This is a genomic window from Pseudomonas sp. FP453 (assembly GCF_030687495.1).
Taxonomy (GTDB): Bacteria; Pseudomonadota; Gammaproteobacteria; order Pseudomonadales; family Pseudomonadaceae; genus Aquipseudomonas.
Window position 1 is genome coordinate 5,844,698 of the sequence record NZ_CP117435.1, and the last position, 17,279, is coordinate 5,861,976.

At 62.4% G+C, this 17,279-nt stretch carries 19 protein-coding genes and 1 pseudogene; 12 read left to right on the forward strand and 8 right to left on the reverse strand.

Features of this window, described 5'->3' with window-relative positions; genetic code table 11:
• Nucleotides 1–15 precede the first annotated feature (15 nt).
• The 7 genes and pseudogenes from PSH87_RS26715 (at nucleotide 16) to PSH87_RS26745 (ending at nucleotide 5,149) form a co-directional block, all read left to right on the forward strand.
• The gene (locus PSH87_RS26715; RefSeq protein WP_305431698.1) at nucleotides 16–603 is read left to right on the forward strand and encodes a YggT family protein; all 588 of its coding nucleotides are present in this window, start codon (nucleotides 16–18) and stop codon (nucleotides 601–603) included.
• 187 nt (nucleotides 604–790) lie between these two features.
• Nucleotides 791–1,930 carry a homoserine O-acetyltransferase gene (locus tag PSH87_RS26720; RefSeq protein WP_305431700.1) on the forward strand — a complete coding sequence of 380 codons (1,140 nt, stop codon included), beginning with the start codon at nucleotides 791–793 and terminating at the stop codon, nucleotides 1,928–1,930.
• A 7-nt stretch (nucleotides 1,931–1,937) separates the two neighbouring features.
• Nucleotides 1,938–2,558 (forward strand): methionine biosynthesis protein MetW, encoded by a 621-nt coding sequence (gene metW / locus PSH87_RS26725; protein ID WP_017735309.1) that lies wholly within the window; start codon nucleotides 1,938–1,940, stop codon nucleotides 2,556–2,558.
• A 21-nt stretch (nucleotides 2,559–2,579) separates the two neighbouring features.
• The gene (locus PSH87_RS26730) at nucleotides 2,580–3,014 is read left to right on the forward strand and encodes a DUF4426 domain-containing protein (protein ID WP_017735310.1); all 435 of its coding nucleotides are present in this window, start codon (nucleotides 2,580–2,582) and stop codon (nucleotides 3,012–3,014) included.
• Nucleotides 3,011–3,607 (forward strand): RdgB/HAM1 family non-canonical purine NTP pyrophosphatase, encoded by a 597-nt coding sequence (gene rdgB / locus PSH87_RS26735; RefSeq protein ID WP_017735311.1) that lies wholly within the window; start codon nucleotides 3,011–3,013, stop codon nucleotides 3,605–3,607. Before PSH87_RS26730 ends, rdgB begins: the two co-directional genes overlap by 4 nt.
• Nucleotides 3,604–4,807: pseudogene (gene hemW / locus PSH87_RS26740) on the forward strand (radical SAM family heme chaperone HemW). The gene rdgB and the pseudogene hemW overlap by 4 nt, the downstream one beginning before the upstream one ends.
• A gap of 18 nt (nucleotides 4,808–4,825) precedes the next feature.
• Nucleotides 4,826–5,149, forward strand: a complete 324-nt coding sequence (locus tag PSH87_RS26745) for a DUF3392 domain-containing protein (RefSeq protein WP_010207241.1) — start codon at nucleotides 4,826–4,828, stop codon at nucleotides 5,147–5,149.
• 143 nt (nucleotides 5,150–5,292) lie between these two features.
• On the opposite strand, the gene trmB is transcribed toward PSH87_RS26745, so the two are convergent.
• The 4 genes from trmB to PSH87_RS26765 all read right to left on the reverse strand — a co-directional run bounded on the left by trmB (nucleotide 5,293) and on the right by PSH87_RS26765 (nucleotide 7,523).
• Nucleotides 5,293–6,018, reverse strand: coding sequence for a tRNA (guanosine(46)-N7)-methyltransferase TrmB (gene trmB, locus PSH87_RS26750; protein WP_017737956.1), 726 nt, complete (start codon nucleotides 6,016–6,018; stop codon nucleotides 5,293–5,295).
• Nucleotides 6,019–6,026: 8 nt separating this feature from the next.
• Nucleotides 6,027–6,821, reverse strand: coding sequence for a thiazole synthase (locus PSH87_RS26755; protein WP_003234615.1), 795 nt, complete (start codon nucleotides 6,819–6,821; stop codon nucleotides 6,027–6,029).
• A 52-nt stretch (nucleotides 6,822–6,873) separates the two neighbouring features.
• Nucleotides 6,874–7,074: a sulfur carrier protein ThiS gene (gene thiS, locus PSH87_RS26760; RefSeq protein WP_305431702.1), complete on the reverse strand. Its 201-nt coding sequence runs from the start codon at nucleotides 7,072–7,074 to the stop codon at nucleotides 6,874–6,876.
• A gap of 71 nt (nucleotides 7,075–7,145) precedes the next feature.
• Nucleotides 7,146–7,523 carry a DUF423 domain-containing protein gene (locus tag PSH87_RS26765; protein WP_017737954.1) on the reverse strand — a complete coding sequence of 126 codons (378 nt, stop codon included), beginning with the start codon at nucleotides 7,521–7,523 and terminating at the stop codon, nucleotides 7,146–7,148.
• A 70-nt stretch (nucleotides 7,524–7,593) separates the two neighbouring features.
• On the opposite strand from PSH87_RS26765, the gene mtgA reads away from it, so the two are divergent.
• Nucleotides 7,594–8,316: a monofunctional biosynthetic peptidoglycan transglycosylase gene (gene mtgA / locus PSH87_RS26770; RefSeq protein ID WP_305431703.1), complete on the forward strand. Its 723-nt coding sequence runs from the start codon at nucleotides 7,594–7,596 to the stop codon at nucleotides 8,314–8,316.
• Nucleotides 8,317–8,494: 178 nt separating this feature from the next.
• On the opposite strand, the gene rpoH is transcribed toward mtgA, so the two are convergent.
• From rpoH to ftsY, 4 genes are all read right to left on the reverse strand, one after another.
• Complete coding sequence (rpoH, locus tag PSH87_RS26775) at nucleotides 8,495–9,349, reverse strand: RNA polymerase sigma factor RpoH (RefSeq protein ID WP_305431704.1); 855 nt, start codon at nucleotides 9,347–9,349, stop codon at nucleotides 8,495–8,497.
• A gap of 126 nt (nucleotides 9,350–9,475) precedes the next feature.
• The gene (gene ftsX / locus PSH87_RS26780) at nucleotides 9,476–10,501 is read right to left on the reverse strand and encodes a permease-like cell division protein FtsX (RefSeq protein ID WP_017737951.1); all 1,026 of its coding nucleotides are present in this window, start codon (nucleotides 10,499–10,501) and stop codon (nucleotides 9,476–9,478) included.
• Nucleotides 10,498–11,169, reverse strand: coding sequence for a cell division ATP-binding protein FtsE (gene ftsE / locus PSH87_RS26785; protein ID WP_017737950.1), 672 nt, complete (start codon nucleotides 11,167–11,169; stop codon nucleotides 10,498–10,500). Before ftsE ends, ftsX begins: the two co-directional genes overlap by 4 nt.
• On the reverse strand, nucleotides 11,166–12,533 hold the full coding sequence (gene ftsY, locus PSH87_RS26790) for a signal recognition particle-docking protein FtsY (protein WP_305431705.1): 1,368 nt from the start codon (nucleotides 12,531–12,533) through the stop codon (nucleotides 11,166–11,168). The genes ftsE and ftsY overlap by 4 nt, the downstream gene beginning before the upstream one ends.
• Before the next feature lie 234 nt (nucleotides 12,534–12,767).
• On the opposite strand from ftsY, the gene PSH87_RS26795 reads away from it, so the two are divergent.
• From PSH87_RS26795 to PSH87_RS26810, 4 genes are read left to right on the forward strand one after another with little or no spacing between them, the layout of a single operon-like run.
• Complete coding sequence (locus PSH87_RS26795) at nucleotides 12,768–14,123, forward strand: pitrilysin family protein (RefSeq protein WP_026136941.1); 1,356 nt, start codon at nucleotides 12,768–12,770, stop codon at nucleotides 14,121–14,123.
• A complete protein-coding gene (locus PSH87_RS26800; RefSeq protein WP_305431706.1) occupies nucleotides 14,116–15,606 on the forward strand; it encodes a pitrilysin family protein in 1,491 nt (496 codons plus the stop codon). Before PSH87_RS26795 ends, PSH87_RS26800 begins: the two co-directional genes overlap by 8 nt.
• Nucleotides 15,606–16,214, forward strand: a complete 609-nt coding sequence (gene rsmD / locus PSH87_RS26805) for a 16S rRNA (guanine(966)-N(2))-methyltransferase RsmD (protein ID WP_305431707.1) — start codon at nucleotides 15,606–15,608, stop codon at nucleotides 16,212–16,214. The genes PSH87_RS26800 and rsmD overlap by 1 nt, the downstream gene beginning before the upstream one ends.
• 14 nt (nucleotides 16,215–16,228) lie before the next feature.
• Nucleotides 16,229–17,224, forward strand: coding sequence for a hydrolase (locus PSH87_RS26810; protein WP_305431708.1), 996 nt, complete (start codon nucleotides 16,229–16,231; stop codon nucleotides 17,222–17,224).
• Nucleotides 17,225–17,279: the final 55 nt, after the last annotated feature.

The following is a 17,279-nucleotide window of genomic DNA, read 5'->3' on the forward strand; positions in this document are numbered from 1 at the left end:
ATCAAGGAATCAAACATGCTTGGCCTTAATGACGCGCTTATTTTTATCATCCAGACCCTGGGCAGCCTGTACCTGCTGATCGTGCTGATGCGTTTTATCCTGCAACTGGTGCGGGCGAACTTCTACAACCCGCTGTGCCAATTCGTGGTCAAGGCCACCCAGCCGCTGCTCAAGCCGCTGCGCCGGATCGTGCCCAGCATGTTCGGCCTGGACATGTCGTCGCTGGTGCTGGCGCTGCTGTTGCAGATCCTGTTGTTTGCCGTGGTGCTGTTGCTCAAGGGCTTCCTGCCCTACACCGTGCTGCTGTTGCCATGGGCGCTGATCGGCATCTTCTCGCTGTTTTTGAAGATCATCTTCTGGTCGATGATCATCAGCGTGATCCTGTCCTGGGTCGCACCGGGCAGCCGCAGCCCTGGCGCCGAGCTGGTGTACCAGATCACCGAGCCGGTACTGGCGCCGTTCCGTCGCTGGATCCCGAACCTGGGCGGCCTGGACATCTCGCCGATCTTCGCGTTCATCGCGATCCAGTTGATCCAGGGTTGGGTGATCCCGTACCTGGCTGACTTTGCAGCAATGCCTAAAATGCTGTTCGGGCTGATCTGACACGCTGATCGTTCCCACGCTCCGCGTGGGAATGCAGCCTGGACGCTCTGCGTCCCATCGCGTGACGCAGAGCGTCACAAGCGGCGTTCCCACGCAGAGCGTGGGAACGATCGGCCGGGAAGGGTTTGCTTGCCGCTAGGGGCCCCGCTCTTTAGACTTACGCCTCATTTAAACGAGAGCAGGGTCGATGCCAGCTGCCTTCCCCCCCGATTCTGTTGGACTGGTCGTGCCCCAAGTGGCGCACTTCAGCGAACCGCTGGCCTTGGCCTGCGGTCGTTCGCTGCCGGCCTATGACCTGATCTACGAGACCTACGGCCAACTGAACGCCACGGCCAGCAACGCCGTGCTGATCTGCCACGCCCTGTCCGGCCATCATCACGCCGCCGGTTTCCATTCTGCCGACGACCGTAAACCCGGTTGGTGGGACAGTTGCATCGGCCCCGGCAAGCCCATCGACACCCACAAATTCTTTGTGGTCAGCCTGAACAACCTCGGCGGCTGCAACGGCTCCACCGGCCCCAGCAGCCTCAACCCGGAAACCGGCAAGCCGTTCGGCGCCGACTTTCCGGTGCTGACCGTGGAAGACTGGGTGCACAGCCAGGCCCGTCTGGCCGACCTGCTCGGGATTGCCCAATGGGCGGCGGTGATTGGCGGCAGCTTGGGCGGCATGCAGGCGCTGCAATGGACCATCAGCTACCCGGACCGCGTGCGCCATTGCCTGGCCATCGCCTCGGCACCGAAGTTGTCGGCGCAGAACATCGCCTTCAACGAAGTGGCGCGCCAGGCCATCCTCACCGACCCCGAGTTCCACGGCGGTTCGTTCCAGGAAGCCGGGGTGATCCCCAAGCGCGGCCTGATGCTGGCGCGGATGGTCGGGCACATCACCTACCTGTCCGATGACTCCATGGGCGAGAAATTCGGCCGTGGCCTCAAGAGCGAGAAGCTCAACTACGACTTCCACAGCGTCGAGTTCCAGGTGGAAAGCTACCTGCGTTATCAGGGCGAGGAATTCTCCGGGCGTTTCGACGCCAACACCTACCTGCTGATGACCAAGGCCCTGGACTACTTCGACCCGGCGGCCAACCATGACGACGACCTGGCAAAAACCTTCGAACACGCCACGGCCAAGTTCTGCGTGATTTCGTTCACCACCGACTGGCGCTTCTCGCCGGCGCGCTCGCGCGAACTGGTGGATGCCCTGATGGCCGCGCGCAAAGACGTCTGCTACCTGGAGATCGACGCTCCGCAAGGCCACGACGCCTTCCTGATCCCGATCCCGCGCTACCTGCAAGCGTTCAGCAACTACATGAACCGAATCGTATTGTGAGAAAGCCATGAGAGCCGACCTGGACATTATCCAAGACTGGATCCCCGCCGGCAGCCGCGTGCTCGACCTGGGCTGCGGCGATGGCGAACTGCTGAGCTGGCTGCGGGACAACAAGCAAGTCACCGGCTACGGCCTGGAAAACGACCCGGACAACATCGCCCAGTGCGTGGCCAAGGGCATCAACGTGATCGAGCAGGACCTGGACAAGGGCCTGGGCAACTTTGCCAGCAACAGCTTCGATATCGTGGTGATGACCCAGGCCCTGCAAGCGGTGCACTACCCGGACCGCATCCTTGACGAAATGCTGCGCGTCGGCCGCCAGTGCATCATCACCTTTCCCAACTTCGGGCATTGGCGTTGCCGTTGGTACCTGGCCACCAAGGGCCGCATGCCAGTCTCGGATTTTCTGCCATACACGTGGTACAACACGCCGAACATCCACTTCTGCACCTTTGAAGACTTCGAAGCCCTGTGTGGCGAGCGTGAAGCCAAGGTCATCAACCGCCTTGCCGTCGATCAACAGCATCGCCACGGCTGGGCGAGTAAACTATGGCCCAACCTGTTGGGCGAAATTGGTATCTACCGGGTCAGCAGCCCTGGCCTGACCGACCACAAGATTGCCGTCTAATCATTTTCAAGAGGGATGATCATGAGTCGCTTGGCTATTTTTCTATTGACCGCATGCCTGGGCGCCAGCGCCATCGCAGCGGACTCTATCGACGCTAATCGCAAGAAAGACTTCGGTGATATCACCGTCCACTACAACACCTTCACCTCCAGCTTCCTGCCTCCGGAAACCGCCCAGAAGATCGGCGTGGTGCGCAGTAAAGAGAAGGGCTTGATCAACGTGACCGTGATCAAGGGCGTTGCCCCGGTAGCGGCGCAAGTGACCGGCACCATCAAGGACCTGGGCGGCAAGAGCGAGGTCCTGACCTTCAAGCAGATTACCGAGAAAAGCGGGGTCAGTTACCTGGCGCCCTACTCCGTCACGCAGCGTGAATACAAGACGTTTACCATCAACGTTGAAACCGGTGGCAAAGCCCATAGCTTCCAATTCAACCAAGAACAATTCCCGGCCGAATGATGAAACTCACCCAACTCGTACTGGCCAGCCATAACGCCGGCAAACTCAAGGAACTGCAGGCCATGCTCGGCGAATCGGTGCACTTGCGCTCGATTGGCGAGTTCAGCCAGGTAGAGCCGGAAGAAACCGGCCTGTCGTTCGTCGAGAACGCCATCCTCAAGGCCCGCAATGCCGCACGCATCTCCGGCCTGCCGGCGCTGGCCGATGACTCGGGTTTGGCGGTGGACTTCCTCGGCGGCGCCCCGGGCATCTATTCGGCGCGTTATGCCGATGGCAAGGGCGACGCGGCCAACAACGCCAAGCTGCTGGACGCCCTCAAGGACGTGCCGGACGCCGAGCGCGGCGCGCAGTTCGTCTGCGTGCTGGCCCTGGTGCGCCACGCCGACGACCCGTTGCCGATCCTCTGCGAAGGCCTGTGGCACGGGCGCATCCTGCATGCCGCCAGCGGTGAACATGGCTTTGGCTACGACCCGCTGTTCTGGGTGCCGGAGCGCAATGTCTCCAGCGCCGAACTGAGCCCGGCCGACAAGAACCAGATCAGCCACCGCGCCCGCGCAATGGATTTGCTGCGCCAACGCCTGAGCCTGAAATGACCCAAAACACCTCTGCGCAGCCGCTGATCCACGGCGGCGCGCAAACACCACGGGCGGCTCTGCCCCTGCTGCCGCCCCTGGCGCTGTACATCCACATTCCGTGGTGCGTGCGCAAATGCCCTTACTGCGACTTCAACTCCCACACCGCCAGCAAAGTGCTGCCGGAAGAGGAGTACGTGGACGCCTTGCTGGCCGACCTCGATCAAGACTTGCACGCCGTTTACGGGCGCGAGCTGAGTTCGATCTTCTTTGGTGGCGGCACGCCGAGCCTGTTCAGTGCGGCGGCCCTGGGCCGTTTGCTCAAGGGTGTGGAAGCACGCATCCCGTTTGCCGGCGATATCGAGATCACCCTGGAAGCCAACCCCGGCACCTTCGAACAAGAGAAGTTCGTGGCCTACCGCAAGCTGGGGATCAACCGCCTGTCCATCGGCATCCAGAGCTTCCAGCAGGAAAAACTCGAGGCCCTGGGCCGCATCCACAATGGCGATGAAGCCATCCGCGCGGCGGGCATGGCGCGCCAGGCCGGGTTCGACAACTTCAACCTGGACCTGATGCACGGCTTGCCCGATCAGTCCCTGAACGACGCCTTGAGCGACCTGCGCCAGGCCATCGCGCTGAAGCCGACCCATTTGTCCTGGTATCAGCTGACCCTCGAACCCAACACGGTGTTCTGGAACCAGCCGCCTGCGCTGCCCGAAGACGACACGTTGTGGGATATTCAGGAAGCCGGCCAGGCGCTGCTCGCCGAACACGGTTACGCACAGTACGAAGTGTCGGCCTATGCCCAGCCGGGTCGCCCGGCGCGGCACAACCTGAACTACTGGAGCTTTGGCGACTTTATCGGCATCGGCGCCGGCGCCCACGGCAAGCTCAGCCACCCGGACGGGCGCATCGTGCGCACCTGGAAGACCCGAGCGCCGAAGGACTACCTCAACCCGGCAAAAAACTTCCAGGCCGGCGCGAAGGAACTGACCAATGAGGAGCTGCCGTTCGAGTTCCTGATGAACGCCTTGCGCCTGACCGAAGGTGTCGAAGCCAAGCTGTACGCGGAGCGTACCGGCCTTGCGCTGGCCAGCCTGGACGAAGGCCGCCGCGAGGCCGAACAAAGTGGCTTAATGCAGGTCGAACCGTCACGCCCTGGCGGCGACCGACCGCGGGCAACTCTTTCTCAATGACCTGTTGCAGACGTTTTTGAGCTGACGCTCTTAAGGAAATCGAATGGATTTGGTACTCGACCTGCTCGCCACCGTATCCCGCTGGAGCCGCAGCAACCTGTCGGAAATCTCCCTGGCATTGGTGGGCTGCTTGCTGGTGCTGTTTGGCGCCGATATCAAGGGCTGGGTCGAAGCCCGCCTGGGCAGCGTGGCCGGTGCGTTGCGCGTACCGCTGATGGCGTTGCTGTGCATGATTGGCAGCGGTGCGGCGTTGATCTACGCCACGCCGTGGATTGTGCGGGGGTTGAGCCAGTTCAATAACTACAGTTTGGCGCCGGTGTTGGTGGTTGTATTGGTACTGATCGGCGTAGTAGCAGACCGCCGCTAACCTCAAGCACACTGCAAAACAAATGTGGGAGCTGGCTTGCCTGCGATGCAGACACCTCGGTCTATCAGTAAGACCGCGGTGATGCTATCGCAGGCAAGCCAGCTCCCACACAAGCCAGCTCCCACAGTTTTGACCGCGTGCTGTCAGTCAACCTTCTCGAATTTCAAGTCCCACACACCATGCCCCAGTCGCTCGCCGCGACGTTCGAACTTGGTGATCGGCCGCTCGGCCGGGCGTGGCACGCATTTGCCGTCTTCAGCCAGGTTGCGATAGCCAGGCGCTACATCCATCACTTCCAGCATGTATTCCGCATACGGTTCCCAATCGGTGGCCATGTGCAGGATGCCGCCCACTTTCAGCTTGCTGCGCACCAGTTCCGCGAAGGAGGCCTGGACGATGCGGCGCTTGTGGTGACGGGATTTGTGCCAGGGGTCCGGGAAGAACAGCATCAGGCGGTCGAGGCTGTTGTCGGCGATGCAGCGGTTGAGCACTTCAATCGCGTCGCAGTCGTAGACCCGCAGGTTGGTCAGGCCTTGCGTCAGCACGCCATTGAGCAGCGCGCCGACACCGGGACGGTGCACTTCAACGCCGATGAAATCCTGCTCCGGCGAGGCCGCAGCCATTTCCAGCAGGGAGTGGCCCATGCCAAAGCCGATTTCCAGGGAACGCGGGGCCGAACGGCCAAACACCTGGTCGTAGTCCACCGGCGCATCCGCCAGCGGCAACACGAACAGCGGCGTACCTTGCTCCAGGCCCTTTTGCTGGCCTTCGGTCATGCGACCGGCGCGCATCACAAAACTCTTGATGCGGCGGTGCTTGGACTCGTCGCCTTCTTCCACGGTGTTCGGCGTTTCGTTTGATTCAGTCATCATGGCTCTTACTTGATCAGACCATCCAGCGGCGAAGAGGCGCTGGCGTAGAGTTTTTTCGGCATGCGGCCAGCGAGGTAGGCCAGGCGGCCCGCGACGATCGCATGTTGCATGGCTTCAGCCATCATGATCGGTTGCTGGGCATGGGCGATGGCCGAGTTCATCAGCACCGCGTCACAGCCCAGCTCCATGGCGATGGTCGCGTCGGAGGCAGTGCCCACGCCCGCATCCACCAGCACCGGGATCTTGGCTTCTTCCAGGATGATCTGCAGGTTGTACGGGTTGCAGATCCCCAGGCCGGAACCGATCAGGCCGGCCAGCGGCATCACGGCGATGCAGCCGATTTCGGCCAGTTGGCGGGCGATGATCGGGTCGTCGCTGGTGTAGACCATCACGTCGAAGCCTTCCTTGACCAGGGTCTCGGCGGCCTTGAGGGTTTCGATCACGTTGGGGAACAGGGTTTTCTGGTCGGCCAGCACTTCCAGCTTCACCAGGTTGTGGCCGTCGAGCAGCTCACGGGCCAGGCGGCAGGTGCGCACGGCTTCGATGGCGTCGTAGCAGCCGGCGGTGTTCGGCAGGAAGGTGTAGCGATCCGGCGACAGCACTTCGAGCAGGTTCGGCTCGCCTTCGATCTGGCCCAGGTTGGTGCGGCGCACGGCGAAGGTGACAATCTCGGCGCCCGAGGCTTCGATGGCCAGGCGGGTTTCTTCCATGTCGCGGTACTTGCCGGTGCCGACCAGCAGACGGGACTGGTAGGTACGACCGGCCAGGACGAAGGGCTTGTCGCTACGAACGATGCTCATGGGAAATCCTCGGAATGGGGTGAGGTTCTGCAGAATTCAGGAAGCTGCGCGACTAGCCGCCGCCGATGGCGTGGACCACTTCGATCTGGTCACCTTCGCTGAGCGCGGTCTCGGCGTGCTGGCTGCGCGGGACGATATCCAGGTTGAGCTCCACTGCGACGCGACGCCCGGCCAGGTCCAGGCGGGTCAGCAGGGCCGCAACGGTTTCGCCGTCGGGCAGTTCAAAGGGTTCGCCGTTCAACTGAATGCGCATGCCGCGGGCCGCCATCGTTTTTAGGGGCCAGCATTCTAGCCCGATCACCGTGGCTGACCCAAGTCCCTTGGTCAGGCGGCTTGCAAGCGGAACGCCGCCAGGCCCAGCAGGAACCAGCCGAGCAGGAACGCCAGGCCGCCAAACGGGGTGATGATGCCGAGCTTGCTGATGCCGGTCATGGTCAGCACATACAGGCTGCCGGAGAACAGCAGGATACCGACGGCAAATGAAACGCCCGCCCAGGTGACCAGGCGCCCCGGCAGGTGCGCCGCCAGCAGCGCCACGCCGAACAGGGCCAGGGTGTGCACCAGTTGGTAGGTGACGCCGGTGTGGAAGATCGCCAGGTATTCGGCGCTCAGGCGGTTTTTCAGGCCATGGGCGGCGAAGGCGCCAAGGGCAACACCGGTGAAGCCGAAAAAGGCCGCCAACATCAGAAAGCCACGCAGCATGAGGAACTCCAGTCACAAGGGGCAGGGTCTGTATAATGGCCCGCTCAACGGGTTCGGCCAAGCCATCTCTATGCTGCGTCTCCTCTTCAGTCGTTTTCTCAAAGTCGTGAAATGGTTTGCCATCGGCAGTGTCCTGCTGGTGCTGCTGTTGCGTGTCGTGCCGCCGCCGTTCACGGCATTGATGGTGGAGCGCAAGATCGAATCCTGGTTCGACGGCGAGCCCATTGACCTGCAACGCACCTGGGTGCCGTGGGATGAGATCTCCGACGAGCTGAAAGTGGCGGTGATGGCCGGTGAAGACCAGCGCTTCCCCCAGCACTGGGGCTTTGACTTCGGCGCGATCCAGGCGGCGATCCTGCACAACGAGCGCGGCGGTTCGATTCGCGGCGCCAGCACCTTGAGCCAGCAGGTGTCGAAAAACCTGTTCCTGTGGGCCGGCCGCAGTTACCTGCGCAAAGGCCTGGAGGCCTGGTTTACCGCACTGACCGAAATCCTGTGGCCCAAGCAGCGGATTCTTGAGGTGTACCTCAACAGCGTGGAATGGGATGAAGGCGTGTTTGGCGCAGAAGCGGCGGCGCGGCATCACTTTGGCGTGAGTGCCAAGGCCCTGTCCCGTCAGCAGGCCAGTTATCTGGCGGCGGTGTTGCCCAACCCAAGGGTGTGGAGTGCCAGCCATCCGACGGCGTATGTGGCCAGGCGGGCGGCGTGGATTCGTCAGCAGATGAGTCAGTTGGGCGGCGATGGCTACCTGCTCGAACTCAACAACACCCGCAAGGCCCCCTGGTCCGACTGACACACTGCAAAACCAACTGTGGGAGCTGGCTTGCCTGCGATAGCGGTCTGTCAGATACAGATGGGCTGGCTGATAGACCGCTATCGCAGGCAAGCCAGCTCCCACAGGAACTGCGTGAAGATAAACAAAAATGCCCCGATCTTTCGATCGGGGCATTTTTTTGGTTTATCGCAGCGTTTTAAGCAGCGATCGACAGTTTCAGCTTATTCATCGCGCTCTTCTCAAGCTGACGAATCCGCTCGGCCGACACGTTGTACTTCTGCGCCAGGTCGTGCAGCGTGGCTTTGTCTTCTGCCAGCCAGCGCTGGTAGAGGATGTCGCGGCTACGGTCGTCCAGCACTTCCAGCGCTTCGTGCAGGTTGTGGTTGGAGTTGTCGCTCCAGTCCGCATCCTCCAGTTGACGCGCCGGGTCGTAGCGGTTGTCTTCCAGGTAGTTGGCCGGCGATTGGAAGGCGCTGTCGTCATCCGCTTCGGCGGCTGGGTCGAAGGCCATGTCATGGCCGGTCAGGCGGCTTTCCATCTCGCGTACTTCACGGGGCTCCACGCCGAGGCTTTCGGCCACGCGGTGGACTTCCTCGTTGTTCAGCCACGCCAAGCGTTTTTTCTGGCTGCGCAGGTTGAAGAACAGTTTGCGCTGGGCCTTGGTGGTCGCGACTTTCACGATGCGCCAGTTGCGCAGGATGAACTCGTGGATTTCCGCCTTGATCCAGTGCACGGCAAACGACACCAGGCGCACACCCATTTCAGGGTTGAAGCGTTTCACCGCCTTCATCAGGCCAACGTTGCCTTCCTGGATCAGGTCAGCCTGCGCCAGGCCGTAGCCGCTATAGCTACGGGCGATATGTACGACAAAACGCAGGTGGGCGAGCACCATCTGCCGAGCCGCCCCCAAATCCTGCTCATAGTAGAGACTCTCGGCCAGTTCACGCTCCTGCTCGGGCGTCAGCAATGGAATGCTGTTGACCGTGTGCACATACGCCTCCAGGTTTGCACCTGGGACCAGAGCATAAGCAGGTTGCAAAGAAGTGGTCATACGAAACCTCCGACTTACATAACTCGTGCAGTTCAGCACTGCGAAAATTGACCGGGAACCGTAGGACAAGTTCCCTAAACCGCTGATACGGTCAATACAAACGAAACCACATTAATCTGACATTAACTACTTCGGTGCCAGCTCGCGTAAATGACGAGCGACCGCAATCCACGCACCGATATACCCCAACAGCACCGCGCCAAGCAAGAGACTCAGACCATCGGCTACCGGCACGCCCGCCAGGGCGAAATCACTGCCGTACAAGCCAGCCAGCCCGACAACCGCGTCGTTCAGCCAGTCCAGGCCAAACGCCAGCACGCCCCAGGACAAAATCCCGGCGCCGAAGCCATAAAGCGCGCCCATGTACAGAAAAGGCCGACGCACATAGCTGTCCGTGCCGCCGACCAGTTTAATCACTTCTATCTCGGTGCGACGGTTTTCAATATGAAGACGAATGGTATTACCTATCACCAAAAGTAATGCAGACACCAACAGCACCGTCAGGCCGAACACGAAGCGGTCGCCCAGCTTGAGGATCGCCGCCAGGCGCTCCACCCAGACTAGATCAAGTTGCGCCTGTTGCACCTTGGGCATCTCTGCGAGTTTTTGTCGCAGGGCTTCCAGTGCGGGCTTGTCGACTTCATTCGGCGTCACCAGCACCACGCCCGGCAGCGGGTTCTGCGGCAGCTCCTTGAGCGCCTCGCCCAGGCCGGATTGTTGCTGGAACTCCTCAAGGGCCTGGTCGCGGCTGATGTACTCGGCATCGGCTACGCCCGGCAGGTTCTTGATGTCGTCACGCAGGCCTTCGCCTTCCTTGGTGCTGGCATCGATGTTGAGGTACAGGGAAATCTGCGCCGCACGCTGCCAGGAACCACCAAGGCGCTCCACATTATTGAGCAGCAGCGACAAGCCCATCGGCAGGCTCAGGGCCACGGCCATCACCAGGCAGGTGAAAAAGCTGCCGATCGGCTGCTTGCCCAGGCGACGCAGACTGTCCAGCAGGCTGGCGCGGTGGCTTTCGATCCAGGCGCGCAGCAGCGTGCCGAAATCCGGGCCGTCGTCTTCGTCGTGTTTTTTCTTTTTCTGCGGTTGCGGGTCGGCCGGTTTCGGCGCCACGCGTTCGGAGACTTTAGGGCTGCGGGTAGCACTCATACGCCAGCCTCCCCGTCACCGATCAGGCGGCCGCGTTGCAGGGTCAGCATGCGGTGGCGCATGCGGGCGATCAGCGCCAGGTCGTGACTGGCGATCAATACGCTGGTGCCCAGACGGTTGATGTCTTCGAACACGCCCATGATCTCGGCCGCCAAGCGCGGGTCGAGGTTACCGGTGGGTTCGTCCGCCAGCAGCAAGGCCGGGCGGTGGACGATGGCGCGGGCAATGCCGACGCGCTGTTGCTGGCCGGTGGACAGGTCGCCGGGGTAGAGGTCGGTCTTGTCCGACAGCGCCACGCGCTCCAGGGCCGAATCCACGCGCTTGACGATCTCGGCCTTGGACAGCCCGAGGATCTGCAATGGCAGGGCAATGTTGTTGAACACCGTGCGATCGAACAGCAACTGGTGGTTCTGGAACACTACGCCGATCTGGCGGCGCAGGTACGGAATCTGCGCATTGCTGATGGTGGCCAGGTCCTGGCCGGCCAGCAGCAGCTTGCCGGTGGTCGGGCGTTCCATGGCCAGCAGCAGGCGCAACAAGGTGCTTTTACCGGCGCCGGAATGGCCGGTGACAAACAAGAATTCGCCGCGACGCACTCGAAAGCTCAGCTCATGCAAGCCCACATGCCCGTTGGCATAGCGTTTACCGACCTGTTCGAATCGAATCATGGACGCTCCCGCTCGGCGAAAAGTGCCTGGACAAAGGGTTCGGCTTCAAAGGTACGCAGGTCGTCGATACCTTCACCGACGCCGATATAACGAATCGGCAGGCCGAACTGCTTGGCCAAGGCGAAGATCACGCCGCCCTTGGCCGTGCCGTCGAGCTTAGTCAATGCCAGGCCGGTCAGTTGCACCGTCTGGTTGAATTGTTTGGCCTGGCTGATGGCGTTCTGCCCGGTGCCGGCGTCGAGCACCAGCAACACTTCGTGCGGAGCGTCTGCGTCGAGCTTGCCGATCACGCGGCGGACTTTCTTCAGTTCTTCCATCAGGTTGTCTTTGGTGTGCAGGCGACCGGCGGTATCGGCGATCAGCACATCAATGTTGCGCGCCTTGGCGGCTTGCACGGCGTCGAAGATCACCGAGGCGGAATCGGCGCCCGTGTGCTGGGCGATTACCGGGATCTTGTTGCGCTCGCCCCACACTTGCAGCTGTTCTACCGCTGCGGCGCGGAAGGTGTCGCCCGCTGCCAGCATGACTTTCTTGCCTTCGGATTGCAGCTTCTTCGCCAGCTTGCCGATGGTGGTGGTCTTGCCGGCGCCGTTGACGCCCACCACCAGGATCACGAACGGCTTGTTCGGCGTGATCACCAGCGGTGCTTCCACCGGCTTGAGCATCGCGGCCAGCTCGGCCTGCAGGGATTTGTACAGGGCGTCGGCGTCGGTCAACTGCTTGCGCGCGACCTTCTGCGTCAGGCTCTGGATGATCACGGCGGTGGCTTCGACGCCCACGTCGGCGGTGAGCAGACGGGTTTCGATGTCTTCCAGCAGCTCGTCGTCAATGACCTTTTTGCCGAGGAACAGGCTGGCCATGCCTTCGCCGATGCTGGCGCTGGTCTTGCTCAGGCCTTGCTTGAGGCGGGCGAAGAAACCGGTCTTGCCGGTTTCGGCGGCGACGGGTTCGGGCTCGACCACAGCAGGAACGGCTGTTTCTACGACTGGTGCGGCTTCAACCACTGCGGCTACCGGTTCAACCACGGCAGGGATCGGCGGTGCGATGTGTTCAGCCTGGACGTCTTCAACCAGCGCCACGGGCTCTTCGGCCACTGGCAGTTCAGGCCACGGCTTATGTTCGGGCTCTGGTTCCGGCTCAACCTCAACCACCGGCTGCAACACCGGCTCAACCAGCGGCAACACCACCGGTGCCGGGGTCTCTGCGACCGGTTCGGCTTCTACGATGGGCTCAGGAATAGGCTCAGGTTGAACCTGTGGCTGTTCGACGACGGTTTCCTGCGGCTTTTTGCGCAGCCATCCGAACAGGCCTTTCTTCTCGCCAGCCGCAGCTGGGGTCTTCTTGTCGTCGTTGGAACCAAACATGGAGGACGGCTATCTCAAGGTAGCGACGCGCCAGAGGGGCACGTCGGTAAATAAAATTCGATGCGTAACAGACTGTTTTTTAGCCAGCTCGTTCATGCGCAACATCTTGTAAGGCCTAAATCGGGCCTTAACAGGACTGCCGCAGTGGCCGTCCGTAATTCCGACCAGTATCCTAGCACCTCTTCGCCCGCCGACGCTAAGACCAAGCGGGCAGCCCAACAGGTTTAAAAACGAATGAATGCTCTAGCCCGCCGCGCCGCAGGCCTGCTGTTCAGCACAGTTTGTCTGCCTCTTTCAGCCTTGGCTGCCGATCCACAACCCACCCATGAATTCACCCTGGATAACGGCCTCAAGGTCGTCGTACGCGAAGACCATCGCGCGCCAGTGGTGGTTTCCCAGGTCTGGTACAAGGTCGGTTCAAGCTACGAAACCCCGGGCCAGACCGGTTTGTCCCACGCCCTGGAGCACATGATGTTCAAGGGCAGCGCCAAGGTCGGCCCCGGCGAAGCCTCGCTGATCCTGCGCGACCTCGGCGCCGAAGAAAACGCCTTCACCAGCGACGACTACACAGCCTACTACCAGGTGCTGGCCCGTGATCGCCTGGGCGTGGCCTTCGAGCTCGAAGCCGACCGCATGGCCAGCCTGCGCCTGCCGGCCGACGAGTTCAGCCGCGAAATCGAGGTCATCAAAGAAGAACGCCGCCTGCGCACCGACGACAATCCCATGTCCAAGGCCTACGAGCGCTTCAAGGCCATGGCCTACCCGGCCAGCGGCTACCACACGCCGACCATCGGCTGGATGGCTGACCTGGAGCGCATGAAGGTCGAAGAGCTGCGCCACTGGTACCAAGCCTGGTACGTGCCGAACAACGCTACCCTGGTGGTGGTCGGCGACGTCACCCCGGATGAGGTGAAGACCCTGGCCCAGCGCTACTTCGGCCCGATCCCCAAGCGTGACGTGCCACCGGCCAAGGTCCCGATGGAGCTGGCCGAGCCCGGCGAACGCCTGCTGACCATGAAAGTGCAGACCCAACTGCCCAGCGTGATCCTCGGTTTCAACGTGCCCGGCCTGGTCACCGCCGAAGACAAACGCTCGGTCCAGGCCTTGCGCCTGATCTCCGCCCTGCTGGACGGCGGCTACAGCGCCCGTATCTCCGAGCAGTTGGAGCGCGGAGAAGAACTGGTTTCCGCCGCCTCCACCAACTACGACGCCTACACCCGTGGCGACAGCCTGTTCACCCTCTCGGCCACGCCGAACCAGCAGAAGAAAAAGACCATCGCCCAAGCCGAAGCCGGCCTGTGGCGCCTGCTAGATGAACTCAAGGCCAAGCCACCGACCGCCGCCGAGCTGGAACGCATCCGCGCCCAGGTCATCGCCGGCCTGGTCTACCAGCGTGACTCCATCACCAGCCAGGCCACGGCCATCGGCTCGCTGGAAACCGTCGGCCTGTCCTGGAAGCTGATGGACACCGAGCTTGCCGACCTGCAAAGCGTGACCCCGGAAGATATCCAGAAAGCCGCGCGCACCTACTTCACCCGCGAACGCCTCAGCGTCGCCCATGTCCTGCCTGAGGAGACCGCTCATGAGTGATCGCAAAAGCAGCCGCCTGATCCTACCCGGCCTGATCGCCGTCACCCTGCTCGCCGCCGGCGCCGTGTATTTCCTGCGCCCGAGCGAATCCATCGCCAGCCCGGCGCTGGAAAAGGCCCAATCGGCCAGCACCCTGCAATCCTTGGCGGAACTGGATGGCAAGGCGCCAACCAACCGCAAGCTCGACGTGCAAACCTGGACCACCGCCGAAGGCGCCAAGGTGCTGTTCGTCGAAGCCCATGAACTGCCGATGTTCGACCTGCGCATCCTGTTCGCCGCCGGCAGCAGCCAGGACGGCGCCGTGCCAGGCCTGGCGCTGATGACCAACGCCATGCTCAACGAAGGCGTGCCAGGCAAGGATGTCAGCCAGATCGCCCGCGACTTCGAAGGCCTGGGCGCCGACTTCGGCAATGGTGCCTACCGCGACATGGCGCTGGTGTCCCTGCGCAGCCTGAGCGCCGGCGACAAGCGCGACGCCGCCCTGTCGCTGTTTGACGAGGTGATCGGCAAGCCGACCTTCCCGGCCGACTCCCTGGCGCGCATCAAGAACCAGATCCTCGCCGGCTTCGAATACCAGAAGCAGAACCCGGCCAAGCTGGCCAGCCTGGAGCTGTTCAAGCGCCTGTACGGCGACCACCCTTACGCGCACCCAAGCGAAGGCACGCCAGAGAGCGTGCCGAAGATCAGCCTCGCGCAGTTGCAGGGCTTCCACGCCAAGGCCTATGCCGCTGGCAATGCGGTGATTGCGGTGGTCGGCGACCTGACCCGCGCCGAAGCCGAAGCCATGACGGCCAAGGTGTCGGCATCGCTGCCCAAGGGCCCGGCGCTGGCGAAGATCGCCCAGCCCACCGAGCCTAAAGCCGGCCTGAGCCATATCGAGTTTCCGTCCAAGCAGACGCATTTGCTGTTCGCCCAACTCGGCATCGACCGCGCCGACCCGGACTACGCAGCCTTGTCCCTGGGCAACCAGATCCTCGGCGGCGGTGGCTTCGGTACGCGTCTGATGAGCGAAGTGCGCGAGAAACGCGGCCTGACCTACGGCGTGTACTCCGGTTTCTCACCGATGCAGGTACGCGGCCCGTTCATGATCAACCTGCAGACCCGCGCCGAAATGAGCGGCGGTACCCTGCGCCTGGTTGAGGATGTGGTGGCGGACTACCTGAAGACCGGCCCGACCCAAAAAGAACTGGATGACGCCAAGCGCGAGCTGGCCGGCAGCTTCCCGCTGTCGACCGCGAGCAACGCCGATATCGTCGGGCAGCTGGGCGCGATGGGTTTCTACAACCTGCCGCTGACCTATCTGGAAGATTTCATGAAACAATCCCAGGCCCTGACCGTAGACCAGGTCAAGGCTGCCATGAACAAACACTTGAGCGCCGACAAGATGGTCATCGTGACCGCCGGCCCGACCACTGCGCAAAAGCCACTACCGCCCCCTACTGATAAACCCGCCGAGCAGCCGCTCGGGGTCCCGGAGCATTAATGGCCAGTACATCTCGCCCGAAAAAACCCGTCCACAACGTCCACAACGGCGTGGGCCAACTGCGCATCATTGGCGGTGAATGGGGCAGCCGCAAGCTGAGCTTCCCCGACGTCGTGGGCCTGCGCCCAACGCCAGACCGCGTGCGTGAAACCCTGTTCAACTGGCTCGCACCGTACATCGGCGGCGCCAAGGTGCTGGACCCGTTCGCCGGCAGCGGCGCGTTGTTCCTGGAGGCGCTGTCCCGTGGCGCCGCCCAGGCCCAGGCGCTGGATGCCAGCAATGTCGCGGTCTCCAGCCTCAAGGAACACTTGGGCACCCTGCGCTGCACCAACGGCCAGGTGCAAACCGCCGACGCCCTGCGCTACCTGGAAACCCAGCCGGCCAGCGAGTACGACGTGGTGTTCCTCGACCCGCCGTTCAACCAGAACCTGCTGCCGACCGTGTGTGCGCTGCTTGAAGAACGCCAATGGCTGGCGCCGGATGCGTGGATCTACACTGAAAGCGAGACCGCGCCTTCCACCCTGGGCCTGCCGGGTGCGTGGCGCCTGCACCGGGAGCAGAAGTCCGGTCGGGTGTATTACGCGTTGTGGCACCGTTTGGTCGAGTGACCGTAGAGAGCTTCATGAAGCCTTGCGCTGAAACATTCAAACCCGCCTTCGGCCTCGGCAACCCCCACCTGCAAACGCTGTGGGGGCCGCTGTGGCGCCCCACGACCCACATCGAACGCCAACGCGAGCGCCTGTGGCTGGACGACGGCGACTTCCTCGACCTCGACTGGCACGGCCCCCACGACGCCCAGGCGCCGTTGGTGCTGGTGCTGCACGGGCTGACCGGCTCATCCAACTCGCCCTACGTCGCCGGCCTGCAAAAAGCCCTCGCCCGCCAAGGCTGGGCCAGCGCAGCGCTGAACTGGCGTGGGTGTTCGGGGGAGCCGAACCTGTTAGCGCGCAGCTATCACTCCGGCGCCAGCGAAGACCTGGCCGCCGCGATTGCTCATCTGCGTGCCAAGCGACCGTTGGCGCCGCTGTATGCGGTGGGTTACTCGCTGGGGGGCAATGTGTTGCTCAAGCACCTGGGTGAGACCGGCGCGGCAGCGGGGTTGCAGGGCGCGGCAGCGGTGTCGGTGCCGTTTCGCCTGGATCAATGCGCGGACCGTATCGGCCTGGGCTTTTCGCGGGTTTATCAGAAGCACTTCATGCGGGAAATGCTGACGTATATCCGCGTCAAGCAGCGTCGGTTCCTGCAGGACGGCCGCGCGGACGGGCTGAAGACCCTGGAAGCCTTGGGTTCGCTGGAGAAGATGCGCACGTTCTGGGATTTCGATGGGCGCGTGACGGCGCCGTTGCACGGGTTCCTCAGTGCCGAGGACTACTATCGCCGCGCGTCGAGTCGCTATTACCTGGGTGAGATTCGTACGCCGACGCTGATCATTCATGCGGCGGATGATCCGTTTGTGTTTGCCCACAGCTTGCCGGAGGCTGGTGAGTTGTCGGATTGCACCGAATTTGAATTACTGGCAAAAGGCGGTCACGTGGGATTTGTCGGCGGATCACTCAAGCGCCCAAGCTACTACCTCGAACACCGCATCCCCCGATGGCTACTGACACAACACGGTTAAACCTGTGGGAGCTGGCTTGCCTGCGATGGCGGTGTGTCAGTTGATACATGTGTAG

Excerpts from the sequence above, each read along its gene's own strand:
- PSH87_RS26715 (WP_305431698.1), top strand. The coding sequence starts at position 16 with ATGCTTGGCCTTAATGACGCGCTTATTTTTATCATCCAGACCCTGGGC.
- PSH87_RS26720 (WP_305431700.1), top strand. The coding sequence starts at position 791 with ATGCCAGCTGCCTTCCCCCCCGATTCTGTTGGACTGGTCGTGCCCCAA.
- metW (WP_017735309.1), top strand. The coding sequence starts at position 1,938 with ATGAGAGCCGACCTGGACATTATCCAAGACTGGATCCCCGCCGGCAGC.
- PSH87_RS26730 (WP_017735310.1), top strand. The coding sequence starts at position 2,580 with ATGAGTCGCTTGGCTATTTTTCTATTGACCGCATGCCTGGGCGCCAGC.
- rdgB (WP_017735311.1), top strand. The coding sequence starts at position 3,011 with ATGATGAAACTCACCCAACTCGTACTGGCCAGCCATAACGCCGGCAAA.
- PSH87_RS26745 (WP_010207241.1), top strand. The coding sequence starts at position 4,826 with ATGGATTTGGTACTCGACCTGCTCGCCACCGTATCCCGCTGGAGCCGC.
- trmB (WP_017737956.1), bottom strand. The coding sequence starts at position 6,018 with ATGACTGAATCAAACGAAACGCCGAACACCGTGGAAGAAGGCGACGAG.
- PSH87_RS26755 (WP_003234615.1), bottom strand. The coding sequence starts at position 6,821 with ATGAGCATCGTTCGTAGCGACAAGCCCTTCGTCCTGGCCGGTCGTACC.
- thiS (WP_305431702.1), bottom strand. The coding sequence starts at position 7,074 with ATGCGCATTCAGTTGAACGGCGAACCCTTTGAACTGCCCGACGGCGAA.
- PSH87_RS26765 (WP_017737954.1), bottom strand. The coding sequence starts at position 7,523 with ATGCTGCGTGGCTTTCTGATGTTGGCGGCCTTTTTCGGCTTCACCGGT.
- mtgA (WP_305431703.1), top strand. The coding sequence starts at position 7,594 with ATGCTGCGTCTCCTCTTCAGTCGTTTTCTCAAAGTCGTGAAATGGTTT.
- rpoH (WP_305431704.1), bottom strand. The coding sequence starts at position 9,349 with ATGACCACTTCTTTGCAACCTGCTTATGCTCTGGTCCCAGGTGCAAAC.
- ftsX (WP_017737951.1), bottom strand. The coding sequence starts at position 10,501 with ATGAGTGCTACCCGCAGCCCTAAAGTCTCCGAACGCGTGGCGCCGAAA.
- ftsE (WP_017737950.1), bottom strand. The coding sequence starts at position 11,169 with ATGATTCGATTCGAACAGGTCGGTAAACGCTATGCCAACGGGCATGTG.
- ftsY (WP_305431705.1), bottom strand. The coding sequence starts at position 12,533 with ATGTTTGGTTCCAACGACGACAAGAAGACCCCAGCTGCGGCTGGCGAG.
- PSH87_RS26795 (WP_026136941.1), top strand. The coding sequence starts at position 12,768 with ATGAATGCTCTAGCCCGCCGCGCCGCAGGCCTGCTGTTCAGCACAGTT.
- PSH87_RS26800 (WP_305431706.1), top strand. The coding sequence starts at position 14,116 with ATGAGTGATCGCAAAAGCAGCCGCCTGATCCTACCCGGCCTGATCGCC.
- rsmD (WP_305431707.1), top strand. The coding sequence starts at position 15,606 with ATGGCCAGTACATCTCGCCCGAAAAAACCCGTCCACAACGTCCACAAC.
- PSH87_RS26810 (WP_305431708.1), top strand. The coding sequence starts at position 16,229 with ATGAAGCCTTGCGCTGAAACATTCAAACCCGCCTTCGGCCTCGGCAAC.